This is a genomic window from Sphingomonas sp. EU05-FHT14C10 (genome assembly GCF_058790595.1).
The window spans coordinates 69,995-95,488 of record NZ_JBYTEN010000011.1; the positions used below are offsets into that span (position 1 = coordinate 69,995).

A 25,494-nucleotide genomic window follows, 5' to 3' on the forward strand; every position below is an offset into this window, starting at 1 on the left:
GACTTGCGACTTAAGTGCAGCTCTCGCCTTCGTCGCCGAAGGCTATCGAAACTATAGCCGCTGGTTATTGGACATCGATCTGAGGCAAACTCATTCTGTCGGCCTCAGCGGCCGAAGGGGAATCGATGCCGGCTCCTGTGAAAGCCACCATTCAGGGAGCTTCTCGATGATTAACGCCAGTCCTGCGCCAGTTGCAACTCCCACTGACCTCGACGAGTCCGCAACGATGACCGTAGCCGATGCGCTCAAGATCATCCTCGCGAACAGCTACGCGGTCTATCTGAAGACCAAGAATTTTCACTGGCACGTCTCTGGTCCCTATTTCAGGGACTATCATCTCCTACTCGACGAACAGGCGGCCGAGATTCTCGCCGTCACTGATGCGATCGCCGAGCGTGCCAGGAAGACGGGCAATCGTACGCTCACATCGATCGGTGACATCGCACGCCACCAGACCATCAAGGACAACGATGCCGAGTTCGTGACGCCGCAGGACATGCTGGCCGAGCTGAGGGCCGATAATCTGCACATGGTGGAGGCGTTCCGGCGCGCGAAGGAGGTGGCGGACGACGCGAAGGATAACGCCACCTCTGGCCTCATCGACACATGGACCGATGAAGCGGAACGGCGCGCATGGTTCCTCTTCGAAGCCAGCCGGCCCAGCTGACCACCGCAATCTAGACATCGCTGCTCGGGCAAACCGATCGCGCCTTCCAGACAATAGCAAGCCGCCGGGGCGCCGAACGCCATGACGCTAGCCGAAGGCCGATCCGCGCGGCTTGTCGATCTGATATTGTGAGGGATCAATATGAACGCTGGCCAATTGCGCACGCAATTCGTGCAACATGAGGGCGGTGCCGTGGCGTTCGACGACACGGGAGGCGCAGGTCCGATCGTTCTCGGCATTCCCGGGATGGGCGATCTGCGATCAGAGTATCGGCACCTGAAGCCGATCCTGCAGCAGGCGGGGATGCGGGTCGTTACGATGGACGTCCGCGGCTTTGGCGAAACGTCGTCTCAATGGGATGACTATTCAGCCCGCGCCGTCGGCCGTGACGCGGTGGCCATCATCCGACACCTAGATGCTGGGCCGGCATTCATCTTGGGCAACTCTTTTGCCGCAGGGGCCGCGCTATGGGCGGCGAAGGAAGCGCCAAACCTGGTCAACGGAGTCGTCTTGCTGGGGCCGATCGTACGCGATCTTCCACTCTCCACGGTACAGAAGCTCGCTCTTACGATCGGCTTCGCCGGACCATGGCGCATATGGTTCTGGACGACTTACTGGGCTAGCCTTTTTACGAAGCTACGAGCGCCCGACCATACCGAAGTCAAGCGGGCAATCGCCCGCAACCTGAAAGAGCCGGGTCGAATGGACGCGCTCCTCAAGATGCTCTCGCTGTCAAAAGCGGACACTGCGGCCATCCTGGACGACAGTGCCGTTCCGGCGCTTGTAGTGATGGGCACCAACGACCCGGACTTCTCCGATCCCGGCGCCGAGGCTGAAATGCTCGCTGCGCAGCTCAACGCAGAAGCGATGATGGTAGAGGGCGCCGGCCACTATCCTCACGTCGAGGCGGCGGACGCAGTTGGGCGTCGTATCGCGGCGTTCATCAACGCCGGTCGCTCCCTCCATCGAACGAGCGGCGCTGCACCCGCTTACCCGAGGTAGAAAATGATGAAGATTGGCTTCGGCGGCGGCTGCCATTGGTGCACCGAAGGCGTTTTTCAGGCGCTCAGAGGGGTCACCCAAGTAGACCAGGGCTTCCTGCAGTCCGAGCCTCCCGCGGACACCTGGGCCGAAGGCGTCATCGTAACGTTTGACCCGTCCGTTATCAGCCTGGAGACGCTGGCCGAAGTGCATCTTAGAACACACTCTTCAGGCAGAGCACGTTCACCCCGCGGGAAGTACCGCAGCGCGGTCTACACCTTCGAACCTAACCAACTTGCGGAAGCTGAGCGGGCAGTGCGCCGGTTCGCGGAAGAAGCTGCGAAGGAAATTCACACGCAGGTAATCCCCTTCATCGGCTTCTTACCGTCGGACGAGCGCTACCAGAACTACTATCGCACCGACCCTAGCCGGCCGTTCTGCCGTCGGTACATCGATCCGAAGCTCGATTTCATCCGCCGAGAGTACGCAGATATCGCGCTGCCCTCGAAATGAGCAGTCCCATGACGCATCAGCCTTCGCATATCGGTTCGTTCAACGACGCTTTCGAACGCTGCCCGCTCATAGCGATCCTGCGCGGCGTCCGTCCTGTGGAAGTAGAGGCGATCGGCGAAGCGCTCGTAGAAGTGGGCATCGGCCTAATCGAGATACCGCTGAACTCGCCGGAGCCGCTGCTCAGTATCGAGCTTCTGGCAAAGCACCTTGCGGGACGCGCGATCGTGGGGGCAGGGACCGTCGTTCACGTCGAGGATGTCCCAAGGGTCGAGGATGCCGGCGGTACGCTGGTCATCGCGCCAAACACGGATGTTCGCATCGTCGCCGCCGCGTCCGAGCGAGGCATGGCGGCGCTGCCGGGCTTCGCGACACCCACAGAAGCATACGCGGCGATAGCGGCAGGTGCGGCGGCACTTAAGCTGTTTCCGGCCGAGGGTTTCACCCCGGTGTTCGTAAAGGCTTCGCTGGCGGTCCTGCCGCAACGAACTCGCATACTCCCGACCGGCGGTATCCTTCCAGAAACGATGGGGCGCTGGCGATCGGCAGGCGCTGCCGGCTTTGGGTTAGGATCAGCGCTCTACTCGGCTGGCATGACGCATCTCGAGGTACGGGCACGAGGTGAGGCGTTTGTGGCTGCTCTCAGTGCACTTACGCCAAATGGATAGGCAGGATTGCTCGTGGGATATGGCATTGCGTGGGCCCGACTCGAATGTTCGGCGGTGATGCAGTGCAAGAACAGTAGAATGCCCATGCGCATAACGTGCTAGCTGATGGAACAGTGGACGGGCGGAAGTTACAGCATTTCGAGCAGATCGGTCTTGGCTGCAAACACTGGCCTAGTTGATATTAAATCAGACCGCAGGTCACGACCAGAGTCGGTCGTTCAGATCGATCACCGGGAACATCTGCTCTTACCAAGAGCTGCCGATGGAATGCTCCGAAGCGGACTCCCAGCGAGGCGCCCAGATATTGGCCATTCTTCAATTAGTTCGCCGATCCTAGAAGCGGACCTCGGCCAAGACGACAGGGATGAGGATGTGCTCGCTTTTCGCGATCGCGGCTTCCCGGACGACCTGATTGAGGTGCCCGCACGCCGGAGAACGAAGACGCTCCCTGGGCCGTCGAGGCACAACCCGGCAGCTATGTGGCGTTCTTCGCGCCGTGGGACAGCGGCCAGTATGACAGCTAGACGCCCGCCACGTCTCCAGCTTTCCCTGATATCGATGTTCCCTCTGACCCGCTGCGTCCGGATCATCAAATTGTGGATCGGAACGCATTTCCGCCCGTCAGTCCTGATCCTTATTCTGCGGACCCCAGTCGGGTGAAAGTCCCGACCTCCGCGGTTCGTGCCGGCTGACTGGTCATTTGCTCCCAGGCCTTGCCCAGGTAGTTACCGAAATCTTCGTGCAGGGGACGGCCCGATATCGACCAGACCGATGAGAAGCTGTTGGCGTTGATCCCCTCCGGATCACCGAGGCCGAGCGCGGTCTCCATGACGAGCAATCCATCGAGCTTGCACCGATCCGCGGACTGGCGGACGATATCGTTGACCAACCACGCGATCGACTGATGCCCGATCCTGTCCGGAGGGCTGACGAACACGAGCAAACCATAGGCCTCAGGCATGTCGAGGATCGTCCGGGTCGCCTCGATTTGCTTTCCGGCCGACGACACCTCCTTTCGGACCCGGTCGCCCACCTCGCGGAGCGCGCTCTCCGCCAAATGACCGGGCAGGTCATGAAGGCCGATGGTGACCTCACCGAAAATCACCGGGCCTGCTGGATCGCGCGCGAGCATTTCGCCCAGTTTCTCGCCGACCTTGGGATCATTTCGCCGATCGCTGGTCAGCGACTTGATCTCGGCGATGATGCCGTCGCTCCGGAACAGGATATCCGCGCGCTTACCCGTGTAGCCCGCCGGCACAAGCGCATCGACCGGCTCCCCGCCAGCGGCCTCGAAGATGCTGGCGATGAAGTCATGCTGATCCATCGCGTCGCTGCCGGGGCGTTTCCGATCAGCGACCATGGCACTGCTTGTATTTCTTGCCGGACCCGCAGGGGCAGCGCTCATTGCGGCCGACCTTCCGGCGCGGCTCGACAGCGCGCGGGGCGCCACGTCGCTGGTCGAACAGGGCTTGGAGCGGCGCCGGGATTTCCACACGGCGCTGGGGCGGTCCGCCACGACGGCGCAGGTCCTCGATCAGCCTTTTCTGGTTTTGAAACGCTTCCCGATGTCCCGGCACCATTGCCTCTTCATACGGGCCCAGCCGCGCGACCTCGGCTGCAGCAGCGTCGTGGTCACCGCAATAGGCCAGCACCACGGCATAGAGCGTCCGGACCGGCAGGACCCAGGAGACGAGCCCGATCGCCTGGACGAACGGAAAGACGTTCTTCTCGAGCACCTCCCGCGCACCGATGAAATCATGCGCATCGACGAACTCGTCGACCAGGTCCTGCCCGACGCGCACCAGCGAATTATAGGCCTGCGCCAGCTCGTAGAACTTCATCGCATGGATACGCGTCAGCGCCGATCGCGGGCTGAACTGACCCATCGACTGCGCCAGAAGATCGAGAGAGTCGGCCAGATGCTTGACCGTGTCGGTGACGTCCTTGCCCGCCGGGAGCAGCGGTCGAAGCTCGGGCGCATTACGCCCGAACACGTCTGCCGGCTTAAGCCCGAGTGCATCATAATATTCGCCGACGAGGGCATTTGCCTCTTCGGCTGCGGCCTCCCGCTGACCAAGCTTGAACAGCGCCCAGGCGCGATTGTAGCGGAAGATGCGGCGATGTTCGGATTTGTCCGGGAGGCGTTTCTCCACCTCGTCGGACGTAGATTTGACGCCATCCGCATCGCCTAGTCTCGCGCACGCGAGCATGCGCTTCATGCCACAGGCGAGCCATTCATCGTCGCCCAGGTCATGGGCCTCGAGTAGCGCGCGCATCGCATTGGTTCGTTCGAGCGCAGGCTCGGCTTCCCCATCACGCAGATCGTTGAAGGCAAGGCCGTCGAGCGCCCATAGCCGCGTTTCGGGGTCGGCCTCCTCATTGGCCGCGATCGCCAGCAGATAGGGCTCGATCTCCGGCCAAACGCCCATCTCGTGAAACAGCTCGTCGGTCGCGAACTCCACGAGGATCCGGGCATCACCCACCTGTCCGAACAGCCTGATCAGGAGACCAAGCTTCGCGATGGACCAATCCTCGCGGATCGACGTGATCATCACCTGGAGAAGCGCGCTCTTGGCCTTTTCCTCCACCTCCTTGCCGCGGGCACCGAGGTCCGCCGTCGCAAGGACGCGGATTGCGTCGTGGATCTTCAAGCCGCTATTGCCGAACATCTCCATCGCGCCCGTCGCGGGAAGCGCCTTGAGCCTGAGTGCGGCCGCTTTCTTCTCGAGGCCGGCGGCACCCATCAGCAGGTTCATCGCCTCGTCCCGCGACAGCGCCACATCTGCCACGCTCAGCACTGCAATGGTCTCGCGATCCTCCGTCGAAAGGGACTCGAATGCGCGCTTGAGAATGATCTCCTGCGCGGTCTCGACGATATGGGATTGCGCTTCGACATCGGCACAGAAATCTCGGATGGCCCCGCCATATTCGCGCGCCGCCACGACCGCCGCGTTGATGACATAGAATGGCAAGCCACCCGTCAGCCGTGACAGCCGCTCGCAATCGGCGAAGTCGGCCTGGCATCCGGCATCATGCGCCGCCGCCGCAATCGTGTCCTCATCCCAGCCGTTCAGCGTTTCCGCCTTGATGCCTAGCTTTGCCTCCAATTCGGTCACCGCCGCGCCCGGCTGGCACAGCAGCAGGATGCGCAGATTGGGTGCGCGCGCTGCAATTGCCTCAAGATCGCTTGGCGGGACGCGGTGCGCATTGTCGATCACCAAATGCGCCGCAATCGCCTCTTCGCCGAGCTTGACGCTGAGCGCCCCCAGCATGTCGAGGCCGATGGCGCCGGGCAGGAATATCTCGCCAAGCTTCCCGCTCGACCGCCCGAACATCTTGCCCGCGACCTCGCGCGCGACCGCCGTCGCCAGCGCCGCACCGGGCATGTCCACCACGTCGAGATAGGTGACCGGCAGCGGCGCGTGGACAACCGCCTCGGCGACCCAGGCGGTCTTGCCCGCACCGGACAGACCCGAGACGATCCGGACCTTCTCATCGCCCAGCAGCGCAGGCTCGTTGATCTGTGCCCGATAAGGCGCCGGCGGGGTGGGAAGCTCCTGCATCTGGACGGCGAGCTGCTCGAACAGGTCGGGTAGTTCCTCCCGCGCGAAGCTGTGATCCGTTCGCGGCGGTGCGCCTGCGGACGCAAACATGACCATGCTCGCGAGTTTCCAGGTCAAGGTGTCCGGACGCAGCAATCCAAGCGGGAGGTCCGCTGCAAAGGCCGAGGAGGCCTCGATTGCGTCAGGGACGCTTGCTGGCGGCACCGGGAGGCAAGCATCCTCGGGCTTCGGACCCTCTGGCCAGTGCAAGGCCACATCCTTCGGCCAATCGGCAGCCGCCAGCTTCTCCTTCAGCGGCCCATTGGGCGCCGCGTTCGACGCAATGACGAAGGAGGCTTCCCCGGCTCGGTTGCCATCTGCGTGCGCCTTGCGGATCTCGTCGAACCGGTCGAGCGCCCCGCTGATGTCTCCGCTCGCCAGATCACCCTGGCGCGTCTTGATCTGAACATAGACATGCCGATCGGGCAGGACGATCTCCACGTCCTCGTCGTGCTCGACGATGATCCGCTCGACCCCAGCGCTGCCTGCCATCAGCAGGCATATCGACGCATAGATGTGCTGATACAGGAAACCGCGATGTACAGCCTCGATGCGAACCAGCTGCCGCGCGTCGATGACCTTGGCCTCTTCCTCCTCCATTGGCCACTGCTCCCCCGAATCTGCTGTCCAGCCCCCTGGATCGATCTCCTCTGATATCCATCCTGGCGAGCCTCTCAAGGAGATGATGATCCAGATCATGATTTCGGGCGTGGTGCGGCCGACGAGGTTGGCGGCTGACCGCTTCGCGCGGGCACCGTGGCTCTATCTCCGCTGCGCCGCGGCGTGGGATGCACGCGCGATGACGCAAGCTAGCGTCAATTGTTCATGGTCTCTATATGTTCCGATGCTAAGCTCTGCCCTTCGCTGCAACGGAAGCGAGCATGACTCAGATTTCATTATTTCTGGCTTTCCAATATTCTGACCCTCTGGCTTTCGGTCTTGCCAGAGAGTCGGAAATCTGTATGTCTTTCTTGACTTTGCGACCTTGGGGCGGTCGCTGTTTGAGGATCCTCGACATGGCTAGCCGGCAGACCGATGCAACCGAGCAGGAATCCGTGTCCGACAGCGACAAGGGAAAGACGCTTAACTTCAAGGTCACCGAGGAATTCAAGCGCGAGTTCAAAGGCTTTGCCGCATCGCAAGGGCTAAGCATGACCGACCTTCTCAAGGAGGGCTACGCGCTCTCGAAAAAGAAGCGGCAGAAGTGATCCGACGTCAGCCTTGTCGGCCGGTCGCATCCTCGCTGAGGAGGCGGCGATGACGCTCCACAGCCCCGGCTCCAGTTTCGTCGGCGCGGAATGGCTATTCGCCATCGGTGGCGGTGGCGATCTTCCCGTCGTCGACGGGCTAGTCGCCATTGCAGACTACACACCTGAAGGGCGCCCGCCCGAAGAGGTCGCCGTGGTCGAGAAGGCGGCGGCCTATGGCGCGCGCGCGGTCTTCTTCGAAGCCGGACGCCATGGTCGCGCACCGGTAGCGCAGGCGCTGATCTTCGACATAACCGATCATGGCGATGATGGGCAGTTCGCGGAACTCCACAAGCGCTTGTGGAGCTGGGGTGGCGTTCCCATCGTCTATCGGGCCGGGCCCGGCCGCATTCAGCTATTCCGGTGTGCGCACGAGCCCGACTTTCTCGGGCCGGACGGCACGCCTGTCTGCCGGCCGATCCGAACTTTGACGATTGGCGCTGAGATCGCCGCCCAGGACGTGTGGTGGGATGCGAGCCGCATCCGCAACGGGGCGATCTGGGACGATCCCGATGCCTGCCGGCTGATGTTGTCAGCGAAGAAGTCCGCCCATCGCAAGCTCGTCGAGGAAGTGCGTGGGCTCGCGAAGCAGATGAGCGAGCGCAAGCTGCTAGACGCAGGCTTGCAACGGCGGCTTCTCATCCTGTCGCTGCTGATCGCCTATCTGGAAGAACGCTCGGTGCTGTTGCCCGACGACTTCGATCGCGCCCTGCCCGGCGCGACGCAGTTCTTCCAGGTGCTAGGAAATGGTCCGGCGCTAGTGACCTTGCTAGAAGCGCTCGAGGAACGCTTCAATGGCCATGTCTTCCGGTTGAAGGATTCCGAGCGGGCGGCTCTGACCGTCAGCGAGGGACTCGCCAGCTATGCACGGCTTGTCGAGGGATATGAAGATTCGTCGGGGCAGCTTAGCTTGTGGCGGCTCTACTCGTTCCGCGATCTGCCGGTCGAGCTGATCAGCAATATCTACCAGCTGTTCGTCAAGGACGCTGCGAGTTCGATCTACACGCCGCCGGCTTTGGTCCGGCTGATCCTCGAGGAGGCGCTCAGCTGGAAGCGGATCGACGCGCTCATGGACGGGGACGGAGTCATCCTCGATCCGGCATGCGGGTCGGGGGTGTTTCTCGTCGAAGCCTATAAGCGGCTGGTGCTCCACTGGCGCTGGCGCAATGGCTGGGCGCGTCCCGGCGTTGACGAGCTTCGTCCGCTACTGCAGCGCGTGCATGGAATCGATCTTGAGGAAGGCGCGGTCGAGCTCGCTGCGTTCAGCCTTTGCCTCAGCTTGTGCGATGCGCTCGAACCGGAGGATATCCGGTCCAGCGTCAAGCTCTTCCCGCCGCTGGGTGACCATACGCTTCACGGAAGCTGCTTCTTCGAGGCGAAGGCGCGTGGATTGGTCACGGCACCGGTCGCGGTGGTGGTGGGCAATCCGCCATTCGAGTCCAAGCTGACGACCGATGGCGCGAAGCGGTGCTATGCTGCATACAAAAAGGCCCATGGCAGCTTGGCCGACAACCAGCTTGCCTATCTGTTCCTGCACGAAGCGATGGAGTTGCTTGCCCCCGGCGGGGTGCTTGCCATGATCGAGCCGTCCGGCTTCCTGTACAACCAGCACGCCCTCACATTCCGGCAAGCCTTTTTCAGCCGGTGGACGGTGCGAGAGGTGCTCGACTTCGTGTCCGTACGCGGACTTTTCAAAAAGGGCGACGCGGATCCCAAGGTCGTCGTCATCCTTGCGGAAGCCGCCCAGCCCAGCCCGGACAGCCGTCTGCTCCATGCCGTGTTTCGGCGCAATGGCCGGGCCAGCGCCGAGCAGGGCTTCGACATCGACTATTATGACATGCATTGGTTCGCCAACGCGGTCGCTGTCGCATCACGCGATATCTGGCGCGCCAATCTGCTCGGCGGAAGCAGGGTTCTGGATTTCATCGAGCGACTTCGGCAGTTTCCGACACTCGAGCAATATGCATTGCAGCATGGGTGGGATGCCGGTGAAGGCTATTTCGGCGGCCAGAAGAATGCGTCGAATAACGTCGACCACCTGATCGGCCGACCCCTTCTTCCGACCGATGCACTTGGCCCAGATGGTATCGAGGCCGATCGGATCACCGTGGTACCGGATGCGCCGATCAAGGATCCGAAGACCAGCCGTCGCTTCCAGGCGCCGCTTTTGCTGATCAAGGAGCATCAGGATCTTCACAGCGACGTCTGGCAGGACGGATATCTCGCCTTCAAGAATGAAATTGTTGGTTTTTCCGCACCTGGCGACGTCGCGCGGCTCACATCGGTCGCCGAGTGGCTCGACCGAGAGCATGTCGCGCTCAAGGCTTATGTTGCCGGCATCAGTACGCGGCTCTTCACACAGCGGGCAACCGCCGTCTTCAATGCCGATATTTTTGCGCTCCCCTTCCCCGAGGACGGCAACCTCGACCTGAGCGCCAACGAACGGATACTGACCGACGACATCGTCGCCTTTCAGCGTGATTTCATTCGACTGGGAACGCGCGCCAAGCTCATGCATAGAGCGCCGGCCGATGCGCTCGAGCAATTCGACAGCACCCTCCTCGAGCAGATCAATGCTGTTTACGGCCGCAACCCCGTGCGGGCGTTGCCATCCTATCACTGGTCCGGCGCGATTTGCCGGGCTTACGTCTTCGGTGATGGACAGGTCGACTGGGCAGATGCCGAAGCGCTACGGCATAAGCTTGACGGCCTTTTGTACGAGCGCCGCGGGTCCGGCCTCACGATCACCCGGATCACCCGTCTCTACGATCAGGGCTTCGTCTTCCTGCTGAAACCTGATCGACATCGTTTCTGGACACGCTCGGTCGCTTTGCGCGATGCCGACGACATCCTCGCCGATTTGCGCGCGCAGGGCTTCTGAGATGTTGGCGGATGGAGGGGAAAGCATTGCTCGGGCAGGATCACTCGGAACCGGCGTCCATCTTCCCGGCGAGTGGCTTGGCGCACTGGTGACGTTCATCGGCGGCATCCTTCCGAACTGGCGTGACGATCCGGTGCGCGAGGCTGCAACAGGTGAGACGAAACTTACGGCGCAGCTATGCGCGCGCCTCAACAGCGTTTCGCGGCACACACCGGGCTGGGACTTTCTGCAATTCCGACGGGAAGAGCCGGACGAGGCGGACGGGCGGCGCGCAATCGATCTCGCCGTTGCGCCGAGCGGTCAGTTGATCTGGATAAAGGGGCGCGAATACACCGAGTACCGCACTTTGCTTCCGATCGAATGCAAGCGACTGCCCACGCCATCGGGCAGCGATCGTGACGAGCGCGAATATCTGATCAGCCGGTTCAGCTCCACCGGCGGCGTGCAGCGCTTCAAGGCCGGACATCACGGTGCGGGTCATGAACAAGCCGCGATGATAGGCTATGTCCAGGCCCAGGACATCGGCCATTGGCAAGCGGAAATCGCCAGCTGGATCGACGGTATCGTCAAGGATGCGACCGAGAATTGGTCGGCCGCGGACAAGCTTGCAATGATCGCCCATGACGGCCTGCGGCGCACGGCAGCATTGCGATCGCGCCATATCCGGAGCGCCGGCCTCGAACCGATCCAGATCGATCATCTCTGGATCGAGATGTAGACGCGATCACGGATCTCAGCCCGGCGCTGACGGACTAACGCAGACGGCCATTGCGGCGAAGATGCTCGGGATAATCCGGTGCGCCGCCCAGAATCGCGAACCGATCCATTCCTCGGGGGAGAGGCGGAGGATTGTCCGCCAGCCAGGCGCGATATTCCTCTTCAGTGTCGAAGTCCGGCGTCTGATCGAAGAAATCGCTCAGACGCCCGCAGCTGATGCAGTGATAGGCTTGGGACGCCTCCTGGAAATGCATACCGCACATGGCGCCGCAAAATGGACAGCATTCTTCGAGTTCGAGGTCGCCCCATTCCCAGACGCCGAGATATTCGGGGACTGCGTCACGATCATGGCCGATAATTTCGAATGCGTCGGCATGTCGCGCGACGAAGCCATCGCTGCCGGCGCACATGAGATCCTCCAGAATTTCGGCGGGCTGGAGACGGAACCACTCGCCTGCGACGCGGCGCGCATGATGCTTGCGGTGCAACTCTGCCTCAAGGAGGCTTTCTGCATCGGACTCTATCCACCCGACCAGCACCAGCGTATGCGGATTTCCAGTCTGCAGAGCGTCGCGGCGCTGATAAATGTCCTTGGCGCGTCCAATCTTCAGCAATGGCTCGCCAGCGCTCAATTGGAAGATGAAGTAAACAGCCATAGCTCTAACACTTTCAGTCTGCGCGCTGACGGGATCAACCGCCCCGGCGCCAACCCGGACGGTCGCTTACCGGCCCAGCTTAAGTCGCAACGTCACGCCGTGCGGACAAGCGCTGAACGTCGGCATCTGACAAGAGCTGACGCTCGATATGCCGCATGGGAACGACGGGTTTGTCCTCAAGAGACGCCATTCGCTGTATAAGCGCGACGAGGCAATATAGCTTAGAGCCAAGTCTCTTCATATGTCCGATAAGATGCCTTATCGGACATATGTGACAAGGCGCGGAAGGGATGCCAAACCCGTCCGATATGAGGCGGTAGCGATCGTGGTGGACGAAGCAACGGACGATGAAGCTGGTTCGGACGGAGGTGTCGTGCCGGCGCTGGCGTCGCAAGACGGCATGCTCGCTAACCTGCGCGAGGACCTCGAGCAGGCCGCGGCATTCAAGGAGGCCGCGCGTGCCGCCGCTACTCACCGCGCCTACGGGTCAGACTGGGCCATCTACTGCGAATGGTGCGGATCGCGCGGGCTTGCGTCCATGCCGGCGCATCCGGAGCAGATCGCCGCGTTTGTGGCCAACCAAGCCACGGCGGGGTTCAAAGCATCGACGATCGAGCGGCGCGTCGCCGCGATCGGACACCACCACCGGGCGAGCAACTACCCTGCGCCGACCGCGCACCCGGCCGCCGGCGGCCTCCGCGAGGCGCTCGCCGGCATCCGCCACACCAAGACGATCCGGAAATCTCGCAAGAGTGCGGCCGACGCTGCAGCGCTGCTGAGCATGCTTGCCGAGATCAAAGGTACGGGGTTGCGGGCAAAACGCGACCGGGCGGTCCTTGCGATCGGCATGGCCGCGGCATTGCGCCGATCCGAGCTTGTGAGTCTGACGATGGGAAGCGTCGGCTTACATGAAAAAGGGCTCGAGTTGTACCTCGGGTCGACCAAGACCGACCAGGCAGGAGAAGGCGCAACGATCGCCATCCCGGAAGGCGCTCAGATCATGCCGAAGGCGCTGCTGCTCGAATGGATCGACGCGGTGCGGATCCTCGAAGCCGGCCTGGAACGGACTGAGGCTGAAGCAAAGCGAGTGCCGCTGTTCCGCCGCTTGACCCGCGGAGACGAGCTCACCGCCTCGCCGATGTCCGACAGAGCGGTAGCGCGGCTCGTCAAGCGTTGCGCCTCAGACGCCGGCTTCGACGCGAGCACGTTTTCAGGACACTCGTTACGCTCCGGGTTTTTGACCGAAGCGGCAAGCCGAGGCGCAACGATCTTCAAAATGCAGGAGGTCAGTCGGCACAAAACCGTGCAGATCTTGTCGGATTATGTCCGCTCGGCCGAAAGGTTCAAGAACCATGCCGGAGAGAGCTTCCTGTGAGGTGGCTGCTTAGCCTGCGCCCGGAGGCTGATACTCCGCCTGTCGCTCGGCTCGGGCTCGATCGAGCACATATTGGTTCCAGCACTCCGTGCCGTCGAGTTTGGACTGGCGCGCAGCGAGCCGGACCCGGTTGCGGACCGCGAGCGCTGCTGTCCTCTGCTCTTCGGTGTCGGCATTCCACGCCGCCTTGGTCGCGCGGGGGACGATCACCGCTGGCGCAAGGATGAACCAAAGCAGCGTGGCCACCGCCAGCCCCGCCCCACCGAGAAAGGTGTAGCCAAGCACCGCAACCGCCGCAAATGTCCCGATTAGCCAAGGAGCATAGGCTCGCGGTCGTTGCCCGGTCTGAAAGACGACTGACGGCCACCATGGTCGTTGAAGCAGCAAGACCAGACCGCCGAGAATCGCCGCTACCGCGACGAGCATACTCACGACGATCACCGCACGGATAAACATTGCGCTGAGCATCTCAGCGATCCTCCGAGGACGGCTCTTCCGGCGTCGCCGGTATGCCACCTGCGTCTAGAAGCGACTTGAGCTCCTGCAGCCGCTTCGCCTGCGGATTGGAAATCACGATGTTCTGAATGACCTTGCCGTCGAGCGACACGACATCGCCGACGCCTTCATCCTTATGCCGCACGAAGCTTGGCTCGCTGGCCTCACCGCCATATCCACCCCCATCCTTTCCGGCATTCAGCTCGAACAGGAAACGCTCCGGCTCGCTGAGGCTCAGCGCCAATGTCTCACCGCGTTCGCTTTGCCGAATATCAGCGACGACACCGCGGAATCCGATACCGAGATTGTCCTTTTGGAGCGTGGTGAGCACATATGCTAGCGGGCGGTAGTCGTTCTGTGCGGGCCGGATGATATACGTGTAGACCCACCCCTGATTGTTGAGGTCCATGCCCTCGAGCATCAGGTCGAAGCCATCGTCCGCGACCACGGCTGCTACAAAGGCGATCTCCAACAGAATGGTGACCGCGACCAATGCCACCTCGCCTGGGCTCGTCGCCGTGCCGTGGGTAAGCTGCACGATGGTCTCTATGGGGTTGGCCAGCGGCGGGGGCAGCGCTAGTTCAGGTGCCAAGTAGGTCAATCCGTCACCGACCCGCACCGCGAACAACCGGCCCGCGAAGAATACGTACCACATCGTCAGATGGGCCATCATCGACACGCAGATAGAGATGGCGAGCACGCTCACGGCCGTGATCGGGAGGTCTGGGCGAGAGGCGGAATGGCGCCGCGCTCGCACATTCCAGAACAGGACCGCGAACAGTCCGGGAAGGAGCAGAGCAATGCCGGCGATGACCGAAAGCGTCAGCGCCATAGCAGCGAACTACGCGACTGCGACGACGCGGAGCTGCTTGGTCTTCGGATCGCGCTCGATCTTGCCGGTCTTGCCAGCATCCTGGATCCTCTTGAGCTCTCTTTCGAGCCGGATCATCACGTCATAGCCGCCCACACGGCGCGCCAGAGCACCGGTCTCAGCCTGTTCGCGTGAAGAGAGGATCGTGGCCATGGCGATAATCTATGTCCTATCCGCCTCGGAGTAAAGGTCTGGTTCCCGATTGGTTCCGCCGCATAGCGGCGGACGTTCGCACCGCCCTTCGCACGCTCGCCCCCTCCGTGCGTCGGCTCCTCGCAATCGATCGCCAGTCCGCGCTTATATTCGTCACGCAGGCCGGATCGGTTACGGCGCGGTCATTGGCTTGCACTTAAGGCCATGATATCATCACCTAGGATAACGATGATGCTTGATACGACGACCTATCTCTCGACGCAGGATAATCCGGGCGGCCCCATTCTCAGGCTCATCGATCGAGAGCCTCATGAGCTGTGCGAGGATTATAGCGAGCATTCCGAGGGGGAAGCTGAGCCCACGAGCCTCGGACGCTCAATCGGCGGAGCAGTCTCGATAGCGTTACTTGGCGCTACCGTGATCTATTTCTATTTAGCTGTATGAGGGGCTCTATTTTCGTAAGTCTGGATCGTTGAAGAATCCTCGATTGTGATCTTCCGATACTGAAGACTGCAAATCCACGGCCGCGTGACCGCGATTCGTGCGTGCAGCCTGTGCAGCCGCTCGGTCAGAATCAAGGCGAGCCCGGCCGTCCGCGATTATACTTGCAGCTGCGTCTCGATCGCCGCCCAACGGCGCGCCGCCAATGCGACCAACTCCGTGAGGGCGATACGAAGCGCGGACGTCACTATTTCCACCGATGCCAATGCGATTCACGTCGACTAGTGCCGGCTCCCTAATATCTCCGCTGATCTCATTCCAAAGGTCATCGCGCTTTTCCTGAGACCATTGCTGTATCATCTGGTCCCGGACGGCCCTCTGCTGTGAAGTGAGGTCGGTAGCCCAAAGCTCTGGCGCGTCCATGTTTGGATGAAGAGCCTGCTGTTGGCGATACCACTGGGCCAAGTCCTGGCTCATATTCTCGCTTAGCTGCATGCCATGAGACTCGGCAAAGCTCGCATCGCGTGAAAGCGATTGAGAAAGTTCCTCCAGTCGACGCGCTGCCTCTGAGTAGGACTTTGCTCGCGCTAGCGCGTCCTCAGTGCTTTGAGAGGACGAAGACGTGGAAGAAGCTCGGCTAAAGACGCCTGAGCGATCGTAGGTGCCGTCCGACGTCGAGGCGCCACTGCCACTGGAATGTTCGTCACGCACACCACTCGAAGACGAGCTTGAGCTATCTGTCGAACGCGTCTCGTCAGTGCCATACCGTAATGTGTCTTGTTGGCTTCCCGTCCTGCCTACACCGAGCGATCCGCCCACGCTCGGCAGGAGGCCACCTGCCCTGCCGTTGCTGCCCGAACGCTGCCCGCCGCTGCTCCGACCTATCCCACCGGTCAGGCTGCCTTGCACCTGGTCGAGCGTCCCGGCCGTCCGATCATGCCCTTCCGAGATGCGTTGGCTTTGCCCGGTGGACGATCGCTCCTCGAGGCCCTGCGAGCTCGACCCCGATGTGCGATCGAATTGCTCGACGTTCGTGTTGAAGGAGCGCCCGGTTCCAGCCTCGAAACCGGTCGTGCGTTCGGTTGATGTACCGAAAGCGCTCCGGTCGGTGTGCGTACTGGTCAGAATCTCTTGAGCCGCGTTCTCGTACGCCTGTGCCTGTCGATGCGCTTGGCTCGCCATCTGACGCCACTCGGAGACGGTGCCGCTGTTCATGGTCGGAGTGAAACCAAGACGCGAGATCGCGCCGCCCATGTCAATGACGTGCTGGCCGTTACCGAACCCGGATACGACGGCGCCGTTATCCTGTCGCCAGCCAACGCTGGTCGACCCGCCCATGAAGCTGGGGGCGATCGACCACTGGTCGCTTTGCCGCATGTTGGAAGTCGCGTTCGCCCAGCTCATGTTTCCGTAGGAGTAGTTCCCGGTGGTCGCCTCGACCGCGGCCGCCTCGGCCGCGTTCTGCGCGGGAGCCAGCATCGATGTCGCCTGGCCTGCGATCGACATGGCGCCCCGCGCAAGCCCGGCCGCGAGGAACGGTATGCTCATCAGCATGAAGCCGGCGATCGTCGCCGTCTCGCCATTCACCGCCGCGATCCCGGCATATGAACCGAGCGTCACGCCGCCGCCGGCCACGCCGGTCGCTGCCGCCTCTGCCCGCGTCATGCAGATCATGTGAAGGATGACGTACAGCGGTCCCCATGCCGCGAGATAGAAGAATCCTACAGCATAGCCTTTCAGGGTGCTGACCCCCGTTTGTGGCATCAGAAACAGGGGGAAGATCACCGGGAACATCGCGAAGAACACAACTGTCAGCACGATGTTCAGGATGGGCACCCATGCCATCGCCTGCTGCGCAATCGAGTTGTACGTGTTGCGTGCCTGGATATCGGCGCGCGTCTGCGCGAAGGTGTCGATGGTCGCGGCGCCGGTGCCACCCGACATGCTGTTGCGCGCCTGCATGAAAGCATTGATCGCCGTGTTCTGGCGCATCGCTTCGGTGTAGCTGCTGCCTGCCCCCGTGAAGGCGGCATTCGCGATTGGCAAGTCGTGCCTGAGCTTATCGCCCGCCAGTGAGTTGCTCAGCTTCGGATAGAGCTCCTTCCCCCAGAGCGGCGTGTTGGCCTCAATCATCGGCGCCCACTGCGCATCGAGCATCTGGTACGCTTGACGGCAGGTAACGATAAAGTTGTTGACCGTGCCATCGCCCTGCCGCTCCAGCCACTCCTGCGAGCGAGCCTCCGATCCCGGGCCGATGTCGACCCAGAGGTTCCTCGACTGCGCGAGGTTGGTCAGCGACTTCTGGTAGAGCATGACGTCTCCGAAGAGGCACTTCTTGAAGTGCTCCTCGAGATTGGTCGAAAACTCGGCGTCCCTGATGATGAAGTTGCGCGTCGCATCGAACAAGCGCGCACCGTAGACCATGCCATTGGTGGTGTAGTTGAGCTCTCCTGGCATCACGAAGACCGTCTCCGCGGTGCGGGTCAGCCAGTCGCCGATCTGCGTTGTGAAGCTGGCTAATACCCCGAGACCCAGCGGCACGTTCGACACGGTGGCGGGAGCGAGGGAAGGATTGATCCGGTCGGTCACCTTGATGTCGACGGTCGGGACCATCAGGCAAAGATAGATCAGCGTCGACTGCAGAAACCAGTTGAACCAGGCGCGGAAGTTGAGGGTGAATGCGACAACGAACAGCGAGTAGATGAAGCCCATGACCAGCACGACGCGGATGAGCGAGCGATAGCCCCCTCCCCCCGACCAGGCCGCGACGGCGTTGAAGGTGTTGACGAGATACTCGCCACCCCCGACTGTGAAGACCTCCAACATCGTCCCACCCCCTGCCGCTGCCCTACATCAGGCCCTGTGCGTTGAGCCCGCGAGAGAAATTGAGCGCCGACGACATTCCGGGCGTCATCGAATTCTGCAGGGTGGACTCGAGCATGATGCTGCGGTTGATGATCTGCATCGTCACCTGAAGCTTGTTGTTGAGCTTGACGTCGCGCTGCGAGAATTTCAGGCGCGTCGCAGCGATCTGCTGTTTCCACTGCGCCGCCGTCGCCTGATCGAAAGTCTGGTAATGCGTTTGGGCCTGCTCGACACGGTCGAGCATGTTGTCCAGCATCGCCGCCAGGAGATCGACCGCCACGATCTCGGACAGCGTCTCGATCTCGCCATCGGTCAGGGCGTAATGCGCGTAGGCTTGAACGGCCAGTATCTTGTAGATCGGAACAGTTGCGATATTCAGGAGCTGCTTTTCGGCAGCGTCCAAAGCCGTATCGGAGCGGATTTTGCCGCTCATCGACTTGATCATCGAGGCGATCCGGGGGCGAAGTGCGGCAGAGGCCGGGACGGTCAGCGTTTGCTCGCCGACGTCATAGCAGTCGGTATCGTTGCACTTCAGGATTTTCACAGCCGGCGCATTCGTCGTCCCGTCGAGGAGTGCGGTGACCACCGCCTCCTCCGCGGGGCCGAACATGACAACTTTGCCGCCGACGGCCGGATCGGTCGAAGGCGTTGTGACGACCGTCCCGACCAGGGTCATCACATATTCCGAGAACGACTGATCGAACGCGCCGAACTTGGCCGACTTCTTCAGTGCTTCCCAAGTATAGTTGTGCGGCTCACCGACGAGCTGATCCTTCATGCTGCCATCGGTGTTACCGGCGATCGTCGCGTCACGTCTGTTGCCGTTGTTGCACCCTTGCCGCGACGCCGCCCAGTCGGAAAACACTCCCTGACTGTTGCCCACCGCCTCGCAAATCGTCGAGCGGGTCGAATCCATCTGCGGCCAGATACCGCCGACGAGCGCCTGAGCCGTTTCACAGCTCGAAATGTTCATCTGGTTCAGCAGTTGAGCCTTCTGGCTGAATTCGTCCATTACTTTGCCGATCTCCGGCGACACGGAATCGATCGCCAGCTTGAAGGCAAAGCCCAAGGCGTTGTTCGCGGTGGCCTTCAGCATCGCCACGATTTCGGAGGCGTTGATGAAGGAGAAGCTGCCGCTGAACAGGTCGATCCCGCCGCAGCCTGCCCGGGCGCTTGGAAGTTGCAGATTGAACGGCGACACGCTCTTCTGGGGGAAGCGGGTCCACACGTTCCCGAGCGAATAATAGCCGGCCGACTGCCCCTGAAACGCCGTCGGCCCGGTTACGTTCGCGGCGCCGCCGGCCTCGTTGAAGAAGCCGTTCATCTCCGATGCGACGTCCGCGCGCGCAACGCCGATCAGGGCGAAGTGCGACACCGCCATCAGGCCCAGCCAAGTCGATGCCCGCTTGCGGAATCCAGGGCGCCTACCCTTCCCTCTTGCTTGAGCCATCAGTAGTCGCTCCCCACCTTTGTGTTGGTCAGCATAAAGATGCGATCCATGATCTCGTCGGCGCTGAGCACGCCGTAGCCGACCGGGATCGTTCGCCGGGTCTGGGTGTCGAAGAGCACGAGTGCCGGCGTCTCGTTTCCGGCCAGACCCATTCGAGCGCGCTGGCCGGAGTCGACGACGTAGTTCGGGAAATCCTTGCTCGGTCCGCCGTCCATCGAGACGGCCATCACCGACATCCTGTGACTGTCGGTCACGGATCGTAGGATGGGAGCAAACACCTCGCACGCACCGCAGCTCTGCGCGTAGAAGTAGAACAGCCCATAGCGCTGGCCCAGCCTGGTGAGCACGGCGTCGCGATCGGCCTTGCGGTTATCGAGCCACAGCCTTTTCCCTATGGTCGAAACGGGACGTTGCAGGGTGTAGTCGAGATCGGGGTTCTGCCACAGCGCGCGTTGCCAAGCGTCGGAGAAGGTCGATGCCCGATCGAGCTGCTCTCGCTGGAAGCGCACATAGGCGATGACATTGGCCTCAGTCGGCTCGAGAATGGCGCGCGCCTTCAACTCGTCGAGCTGCTTCGTGATCGCCGCCATTTGCTCTGCGGCGCTGGCAACGGGAGGCGGCTGGCGTGCCTCCCTGTTCTCGGCCGGCTTCGGCTTGGCACAATAAAACCATTGGCCGAGCTTCCGCTCGCCGCAGTAAAAGGCGTCAGGCGCATCGCGATCGAGCTCGTCTTCGGCGACGGCTCCGTTCTGCGCCAATGCCGGCGTTCCAGGCCCGAGCGGCGACAAGACGAGCAGAAGCATCGCTACCTTAGCGTGTCGCAACATCCGTTGGCGTCCTTTCACCGTCAGTTTGATTTGTCGCGGAGGGTGGGGGCTGGTTGGGTAGTGGGTCGGGTACGACCGGCGTGCTCCAAGCCGGGAGATCGAGGCAGCAGTCGAAACCGCGGGTGCTTCTCCATCCGCATGGGTGGCCGGGTTTGGGAGGCGTGAGCGGCGATTGAACGAGGAGCAACGCCACGATGGCGGGCAATTCAAAGACGGCCATCGTCCAGCTCCCCTGTCGTTAAGCGCAGCACGGCCATCATCAGGGCCACGTCGATCAGGCGCGTCCCCTGATCGAGCATTCGGATGAGGCCGTTTGCGAGCACGCGGGAGACCCGTCGTCCCTCCTCGGTCGCCATCAGGCTGCCGCCAATCATTGCCAGCCAACCGCGACCGACCATTCCAGCTGCTGCGGTGGTAATGTCGTCGCCGGTGATCGCCGTCTCGAACCAGCCGCTCAACGTCTCCGCGAGCGCGTCCGAACCAATCGGGCTCATGGCACGATAGACGGCCAGGAAGATGGCGAGCTCGAAGACCGTCATGGCCCAAGGGCACGGGCTGCCAACCCCGCCGGGCCGCGGATCAGTTGCCATGTAGGTCATAATAGGCCTGGATCTTGTCCTGGATGTCGGACAGCGTCTGCACTTCATCGGGCAGCTTCGCGGCCTCCATGAAGTCGGAATAGACCTCGGTGAAATCCATCAGCGATAGGTCGAGCTGGGCGAACTCTTCGACCGCAAAGCCTTGGCATTGCTCCCGCTTCGGAGGACCCCAAGGCTTTCCAAGCTGGACCCGTCCCTGTTCCTGAAGAATGCGGGAGAGCTTGCTTTCGAAGCAGCAATAGGCGGTGCGCCTCGTCTTGCAGATGCCGAGGAAGCTCGAAGAGCAGTAGCTGCCGAGATTGTGGCAGAAGCCCATTCGATCCTTGATATCGAGCTTCATCTCATCCTGTGAGCAGGCGAACAGGGTGAGGAACGGCGTGGCGAAAGCGGCGATGGCAGCCGGTCCGCCGGCGAGCGCCGCAGCCCCTGCCGCAACCGGCACGACACCGGATACCTTGCCAGCGCAGCAGTTGATCAATCCGAAGACCGGTTTGTGGCAGGTTTCCCGCTTCCCACTGAAAACGCGGTAATCAGCCTCGTTGAATTCCTTTCCCGCCTGATCGAGCGAGTGCAGTCCGACGAGCGCGTCCCTGAACTCGGTCGATGCTTCCCGGACGATCGGCTCGCAATCGCCGTTGATGCAATAGACGTCGCTTCCACAGATATACTGCTTGTCGCCCGGCACGGTGCTGCCCGGCGTCGGACATTTATAGACCTTCTCGACGACCTTGCAGGGTCCGCTTTGGGGATCGTCCAGGCACGTATCTCGGAGATGAGTGCACTGGCGGTTGTTCTCGAGGTCTGTGCAGTCGTTTCCTCTGCTCAGCGTGTGGCACATGTGGTTGCGCTGCCATGCCCAGCACGCTTGGGTGATCGGAACGCCTTCGAAAGTCCGCGTTTCGGCGCCCTCGACGCAGACGTCGTCGTCGGACGATCTCCGGCACAACTCGTCCGATGCAAGACCGGCGCAACTGCTGTCGTCACGCGAGACGGTGACGCTTACCTCGCCTTCCTTCTTGAGGAAGACCGTCCCGGTCGCATGGTTATAATGATAAGGGAGCTCCCCTTGCGGCAGCTCGGCGGCGCACGAGAACTGGGTTGCGGTCCCGGAAAGCCGCCGCTTGCAGAAGCGCAGGTAGGCGGCGGGATCATCGCCGCCCGCGCCTAGATCCATCTGTGCATCGCAGATGTGCTTGCTGACTCCGGTCGACCGGCAGACGCCCGCCACCGACTTGGCGTTGAGATAATTGAGGTCCGCGAACCCGTAGCCGGCCAGGTTGGCCTTGACGCCATAGTAAAACCAGCGCTCGCTGTTCGTAATCTGCGGGACCATCCTGATCGTACAGGTGCGCGGCTCTTCCGTGAGCTTGGTGCCCGTATTGCAGGTCGCCTCGTAATAACCCTCCGTTCCAATTCCCGGCGGCAACGGCGTGCATGTCCCCGACCCCGCCGATATGTCTTCGCCATCGAGAAACGCGGTGGGATCGTTCTCGACCTGCGTGGCGCGACTGGTCGTCGCGAGAATCTCCGCATTGCTGAAAGTCGGGCGCACGCGGTCGGCGTCGGTGACGATCCGGTAGCTCTCGTTGCCCGCCTTCGACGCCTGGGCATCCGCCACAAGCCTGTCCGGATCGTCGAAATATATGCTCTGAGGCAGGCTGGTGCCGGTGAACCCCGGCACCGCCTGCGCCTGTTCGTCGCTGGACGGCACCAATGAAGGATCATTGCGCTTCTGCTGGGCCATCGCCTTGCCCTCTTCGCGGGCCTGCTCAACGGTCATCTCCTGCGCGCCGGCGGGATGCGCCGTCAGAATGAGCGCCAATAATCCGCTCGACAGGATACGCCTGACCTTCACCGGCTGCGCTTCATGTTCGACAGGGCAACCGCGGCGATCCGCGCTCCCGGCCCATTGCCTTCGGCGAAGGTCGTAAGCGCGTATTCGACCGTCACGTTGCCGATCATGCGGTCGTAAGGGGGCAGCTTCGTCTGGCAGGAGAAGCCGGCGCAAAGGTCGAAGTCGGACGAGACCGTCACATAGGTGGGTACCGCTTGGACCTCGAATGCTCGGAAGAGGCGTGGGTCGATGCCGATGCTGGCGAGCTGGCCTTGATCGACGACCTTGCTGAGGCGCGCGACGAAGTCCTTCGCCGAGTTGTTGGGAAAGCCTCGAAACACGACCACCCCACCGGCATCGGCGGTATCGCGGACCAATTGCCGGAGTGAGTTTTCGGGCATCGAGAGGCTGGCAAATACGATGAACCGGGGGGCCTCGCCGCCGTTGGCGCCGATATTGCCAGCCGCGCCTTGCACGATCTCATCGAAATCGACCGCACCCGCCGGCCCCTTCGGCAGATCGGTTGATGCGACCCGCCGCATGTTCTCGAGGCCATCGGTCTGAACGGTCGCGGCATCTTCCCGGAAGCGATCGCCGCGATCCTTCACCTGCTCGACAAACGCTTGGGCCTCCGTTGCGAGATCGGCGGCCCGCTTCTTCACGGCCTGGACATCGACCCCATCGACCGACTGCGCGAGCAGCGTCGACAGGCCTGCGGTACAGAGGAGGGCGAGACCACCAAGGGTGAGAAGGCGCATCGTAATCCCCCTAGAGGACGCAGCAGTTGCGCTTGCGCCAGACGAGATAGCCCATGTCCTCACCACCGGCGGGATAGGCGCGTCCAGCATCGGGCGGCATCGTGGATGCCCCGATCGCCGAGCAGGCAAAACGTCCGCTGACGGTCGGGATCGGGTTGACCATCTGGAAGCGATATTGCTGCTTCCTCATCACCGGCATCAGATACTTTTTGCAGAGCCCGGCCGATCCCATCGTGCCCCATGCCAGCGCTTGGCGATGCATCTTGTAGGCAAATCGCGACAGGGCGAGCCGGGACGACTGCACGTGGCCGATCGACGCCGGGATGTTCCCGTTGAGCGGGTACATCGGGCCTTGGCAGCCTGCACACCAGAAGAGCGGATCCAGCGGGAGGTTCACCGTTCCGGCGATGCAATCGCCAGCACACGCGGCCTGGGCGACCGGGTTTGCGAACACGATCGCTTCCGGGTTGATCAGGGCCGCGAGCGAGTCATCCTGCCACAGCGGATCGACCTCCGTCATGTAGGCGATATCGAACGAAGCCTGTTCGAAGCAGACGAAGTCGGTAAGGATCTCCATCCAGTATAGAAGCGGATAGACGTACCAGTGGACGTGCCACTTAGCCGTACTCTGCGAGCGGCCGCCGACCATCGAAGGGCCGGCAAGATAGCCTTGCCCGATGTCGAAACCTGGCGCGATCCGGACGCCGCCGAGGTTCGGAAAGCACCACGGCTTCATCGTCACGTCCGCGAGCCGGGCAGGTTCCCAGAAGCCGACCGCAATGCCGATACGCGGGAGCGGATCGGAACACGCACAGATCGGCGAGGAAGGATTTTTCGGATCGGGTCGGCCGCTCGGCCAGATCTTCAAGCCGCCCACGGAAAGCGGAAACAGACATGACCAACAGACGTCGGTGACCGGATTGACGAACTTGCCGTGGCAGGTCGGTGCCGCTTCGGCTTTCGGCGAGAAAACCAGGCCGATCAGGACCATTCCGACGAGGAGCACAAGATTGTGGAGCCGGCGCGACGTCATTCGGCTTCCCCGATCTGCTCGATGAATGTCCGATCGGCCCGTTGCTTCTTCGCGATGTAGACCGCGGTGCAGACCAGGAGCGCTGCCAGCAGTGACGCGGCCGCGATTGCGGCGGGGCGTCCGACGGCGCGGTGCAAGGGACCGAAGAGGCCGATAACGAGCGCGCTCGAAAAGCAGAGCGTCTGCCAAGCCAGCCTGAGACGACGCAGTCCGCGGGTTTCGGGGGCGGCCATTGGCGTCCGGAGAAGATCGAACCAGAGCGGCATCAGCTCGTCCCCCCGGGCTTAACCACATGTTCGGTCACGCGCATGATGCGCCCGTCCTGGCGGACGACCGCCGGCGTATGTTCGATGCCGAAGCGCGACGTGAGCCTGCCCTCCTGATCGAAGTAGAATCGCCGCTTCCTGCGGGTCATCTCTTCGATCGGTGAGCCGCCGACAAAAATGATCTTGGCGGCCCGATCATCGTAGCGACCCGTCGCCCAGGCAACCTGGCCGGCATCGTCCCCGTCGACAAACACGAGCGCCTGCTTGACCGCCACGAAGTCCAGCGGGTTGAGCGTTTGACCGGCCGCGGCGATGAGATTGCCCTTCTGATCACGGATGTCGCGCTCGAGCCGGACCGACGGATCATACTCCCAGGCTCGCGCAACCGACGCCGGCGAGAGACCGGCGACGGGGGTCGGCCGGCGCACCTTGGCCTCGACGCGTTTGGCGAACATCGCGTTCGTGCGTGCAAGCTCGCCTGTCGCTTCAGCTCGCTTGAGCCGCGCTTCGATCGTCGCGAGCAGGTCCGGCTCGATGACCGGGAAGCTTTGGGCCGCCTGGCCATAGTCCCGCGCCTCGGTGCGCATCGCGCCCGTTA

The 25,494-nt window shown here is 62.2% G+C and carries 24 protein-coding genes; 9 read left to right on the top strand and 15 right to left on the bottom strand.

The genetic code is table 11. The annotated features are described in order from the left end of the window. Nucleotides 1-166: 166 nt before the first annotated feature. The 4 genes from AC3WT0_RS12340 to AC3WT0_RS12355 all read left to right on the top strand — a co-directional run bounded on the left by AC3WT0_RS12340 (nucleotide 167) and on the right by AC3WT0_RS12355 (nucleotide 2,826). Entirely contained in the window at nucleotides 167-667 is a 501-nt protein-coding gene (locus AC3WT0_RS12340) for a Dps family protein (protein ID WP_126001432.1), read from the top strand. A gap of 141 nt (nucleotides 668-808) precedes the next feature. Next, nucleotides 809-1,669, top strand: coding sequence for an alpha/beta fold hydrolase (locus tag AC3WT0_RS12345; protein ID WP_126001433.1), 861 nt, complete (start codon nucleotides 809-811; stop codon nucleotides 1,667-1,669). Between the two features lie 6 nt (nucleotides 1,670-1,675). Further along, on the top strand, nucleotides 1,676-2,161 hold the full coding sequence (locus tag AC3WT0_RS12350; RefSeq protein WP_126001434.1) for a peptide-methionine (S)-S-oxide reductase: 486 nt from the start codon (nucleotides 1,676-1,678) through the stop codon (nucleotides 2,159-2,161). A gap of 8 nt (nucleotides 2,162-2,169) precedes the next feature. Next, nucleotides 2,170-2,826, top strand: a complete 657-nt coding sequence (locus AC3WT0_RS12355) for a 2-dehydro-3-deoxy-6-phosphogalactonate aldolase (protein ID WP_126001435.1) — start codon at nucleotides 2,170-2,172, stop codon at nucleotides 2,824-2,826. A 634-nt stretch (nucleotides 2,827-3,460) separates the two neighbouring features. Here AC3WT0_RS12355 and AC3WT0_RS12360 read toward each other — a convergent pair. Both AC3WT0_RS12360 and AC3WT0_RS12365 read right to left on the bottom strand, forming a co-directional pair. Next, a complete protein-coding gene (locus tag AC3WT0_RS12360) occupies nucleotides 3,461-4,186 on the bottom strand; it encodes a hypothetical protein (RefSeq protein WP_206431146.1) in 726 nt (241 codons plus the stop codon). Further along, nucleotides 4,176-7,127: an SEC-C metal-binding domain-containing protein gene (locus AC3WT0_RS12365; RefSeq protein WP_126001437.1), complete on the bottom strand. Its 2,952-nt coding sequence runs from the start codon at nucleotides 7,125-7,127 to the stop codon at nucleotides 4,176-4,178. The genes AC3WT0_RS12360 and AC3WT0_RS12365 overlap by 11 nt, the downstream gene beginning before the upstream one ends. A 317-nt stretch (nucleotides 7,128-7,444) precedes the next feature. Between AC3WT0_RS12365 and AC3WT0_RS12370 the strand changes: the two genes are divergently transcribed. From AC3WT0_RS12370 to AC3WT0_RS12380, 3 genes are all read left to right on the top strand, one after another. Then, a complete protein-coding gene (locus AC3WT0_RS12370; protein ID WP_126001438.1) occupies nucleotides 7,445-7,636 on the top strand; it encodes a hypothetical protein in 192 nt (63 codons plus the stop codon). Between the two features lie 49 nt (nucleotides 7,637-7,685). Further along, nucleotides 7,686-10,556, top strand: a complete 2,871-nt coding sequence (locus tag AC3WT0_RS12375) for an HsdM family class I SAM-dependent methyltransferase (protein ID WP_126001439.1) — start codon at nucleotides 7,686-7,688, stop codon at nucleotides 10,554-10,556. Nucleotides 10,557-10,644: 88 nt separating this feature from the next. Next, entirely contained in the window at nucleotides 10,645-11,274 is a 630-nt protein-coding gene (locus AC3WT0_RS12380) for a hypothetical protein (RefSeq protein ID WP_206431147.1), read from the top strand. Nucleotides 11,275-11,308: 34 nt separating this feature from the next. Here AC3WT0_RS12380 and AC3WT0_RS12385 read toward each other — a convergent pair whose 3' ends face one another. Next, nucleotides 11,309-11,929 carry a GIY-YIG nuclease family protein gene (locus tag AC3WT0_RS12385; protein WP_126001440.1) on the bottom strand — a complete coding sequence of 207 codons (621 nt, stop codon included), beginning with the start codon at nucleotides 11,927-11,929 and terminating at the stop codon, nucleotides 11,309-11,311. Between the two features lie 325 nt (nucleotides 11,930-12,254). Between AC3WT0_RS12385 and AC3WT0_RS12390 the strand changes: the two genes are divergently transcribed. After that, nucleotides 12,255-13,304, top strand: a complete 1,050-nt coding sequence (locus AC3WT0_RS12390) for a site-specific integrase (RefSeq protein ID WP_492753739.1) — start codon at nucleotides 12,255-12,257, stop codon at nucleotides 13,302-13,304. 9 nt (nucleotides 13,305-13,313) lie between these two features. Here AC3WT0_RS12390 and AC3WT0_RS12395 read toward each other — a convergent pair whose 3' ends face one another. The 3 genes from AC3WT0_RS12395 to AC3WT0_RS12405 are packed head-to-tail and all read right to left on the bottom strand — an operon-like array spanning nucleotide 13,314 to nucleotide 14,823. Next, nucleotides 13,314-13,772 carry a hypothetical protein gene (locus AC3WT0_RS12395; RefSeq protein WP_126001441.1) on the bottom strand — a complete coding sequence of 153 codons (459 nt, stop codon included), beginning with the start codon at nucleotides 13,770-13,772 and terminating at the stop codon, nucleotides 13,314-13,316. 1 nt (nucleotide 13,773) lies between these two features. Further along, entirely contained in the window at nucleotides 13,774-14,631 is an 858-nt protein-coding gene (locus tag AC3WT0_RS12400; RefSeq protein WP_126001442.1) for a hypothetical protein, read from the bottom strand. Nucleotides 14,632-14,640: 9 nt separating this feature from the next. Then, nucleotides 14,641-14,823 (bottom strand): hypothetical protein, encoded by a 183-nt coding sequence (locus AC3WT0_RS12405; protein ID WP_126001443.1) that lies wholly within the window; start codon nucleotides 14,821-14,823, stop codon nucleotides 14,641-14,643. Nucleotides 14,824-15,054: 231 nt separating this feature from the next. Here AC3WT0_RS12405 and AC3WT0_RS12410 point away from each other — a divergent pair, with 231 nt between their 5' ends. Then, complete coding sequence (locus tag AC3WT0_RS12410; protein ID WP_492753740.1) at nucleotides 15,055-15,267, top strand: hypothetical protein; 213 nt, start codon at nucleotides 15,055-15,057, stop codon at nucleotides 15,265-15,267. Between the two features lie 6 nt (nucleotides 15,268-15,273). Here the strand turns inward: AC3WT0_RS12410 and AC3WT0_RS12415 are convergent, their stop codons facing one another. The 9 genes from AC3WT0_RS12415 to traW all read right to left on the bottom strand — a co-directional run bounded on the left by AC3WT0_RS12415 (nucleotide 15,274) and on the right by traW (nucleotide 25,483). Beyond that, complete coding sequence (locus AC3WT0_RS12415) at nucleotides 15,274-18,090, bottom strand: conjugal transfer protein TraG N-terminal domain-containing protein (RefSeq protein ID WP_492753741.1); 2,817 nt, start codon at nucleotides 18,088-18,090, stop codon at nucleotides 15,274-15,276. A 22-nt stretch (nucleotides 18,091-18,112) separates the two neighbouring features. After that, nucleotides 18,113-19,513 (bottom strand): conjugal transfer protein TraH, encoded by a 1,401-nt coding sequence (locus AC3WT0_RS12420; RefSeq protein ID WP_126001492.1) that lies wholly within the window; start codon nucleotides 19,511-19,513, stop codon nucleotides 18,113-18,115. A gap of 65 nt (nucleotides 19,514-19,578) precedes the next feature. Continuing rightward, the gene (locus AC3WT0_RS12425) at nucleotides 19,579-20,382 is read right to left on the bottom strand and encodes a conjugal transfer protein TraF (protein WP_492753742.1); all 804 of its coding nucleotides are present in this window, start codon (nucleotides 20,380-20,382) and stop codon (nucleotides 19,579-19,581) included. 230 nt (nucleotides 20,383-20,612) lie between these two features. Further along, nucleotides 20,613-20,945 (bottom strand): hypothetical protein, encoded by a 333-nt coding sequence (locus tag AC3WT0_RS12430; RefSeq protein ID WP_126001447.1) that lies wholly within the window; start codon nucleotides 20,943-20,945, stop codon nucleotides 20,613-20,615. Between the two features lie 40 nt (nucleotides 20,946-20,985). Continuing rightward, a complete protein-coding gene (locus AC3WT0_RS12435) occupies nucleotides 20,986-22,785 on the bottom strand; it encodes a conjugal transfer protein TraN (RefSeq protein ID WP_419153334.1) in 1,800 nt (599 codons plus the stop codon). Between the two features lie 71 nt (nucleotides 22,786-22,856). Further along, nucleotides 22,857-23,597 (bottom strand): type-F conjugative transfer system pilin assembly protein TrbC, encoded by a 741-nt coding sequence (gene trbC, locus AC3WT0_RS12440; protein ID WP_126001449.1) that lies wholly within the window; start codon nucleotides 23,595-23,597, stop codon nucleotides 22,857-22,859. 10 nt (nucleotides 23,598-23,607) lie between these two features. Continuing rightward, nucleotides 23,608-24,588, bottom strand: coding sequence for a conjugal transfer pilus assembly protein TraU (gene traU / locus AC3WT0_RS12445; protein WP_126001450.1), 981 nt, complete (start codon nucleotides 24,586-24,588; stop codon nucleotides 23,608-23,610). Between the two features lie 38 nt (nucleotides 24,589-24,626). Next, nucleotides 24,627-24,896 (bottom strand): hypothetical protein, encoded by a 270-nt coding sequence (locus AC3WT0_RS12450; protein WP_126001451.1) that lies wholly within the window; start codon nucleotides 24,894-24,896, stop codon nucleotides 24,627-24,629. Continuing rightward, on the bottom strand, nucleotides 24,896-25,483 hold the full coding sequence (traW, locus tag AC3WT0_RS12455; RefSeq protein WP_126001493.1) for a type-F conjugative transfer system protein TraW: 588 nt from the start codon (nucleotides 25,481-25,483) through the stop codon (nucleotides 24,896-24,898). Before traW ends, AC3WT0_RS12450 begins: the two co-directional genes overlap by 1 nt. Nucleotides 25,484-25,494 lie beyond the last annotated feature (11 nt).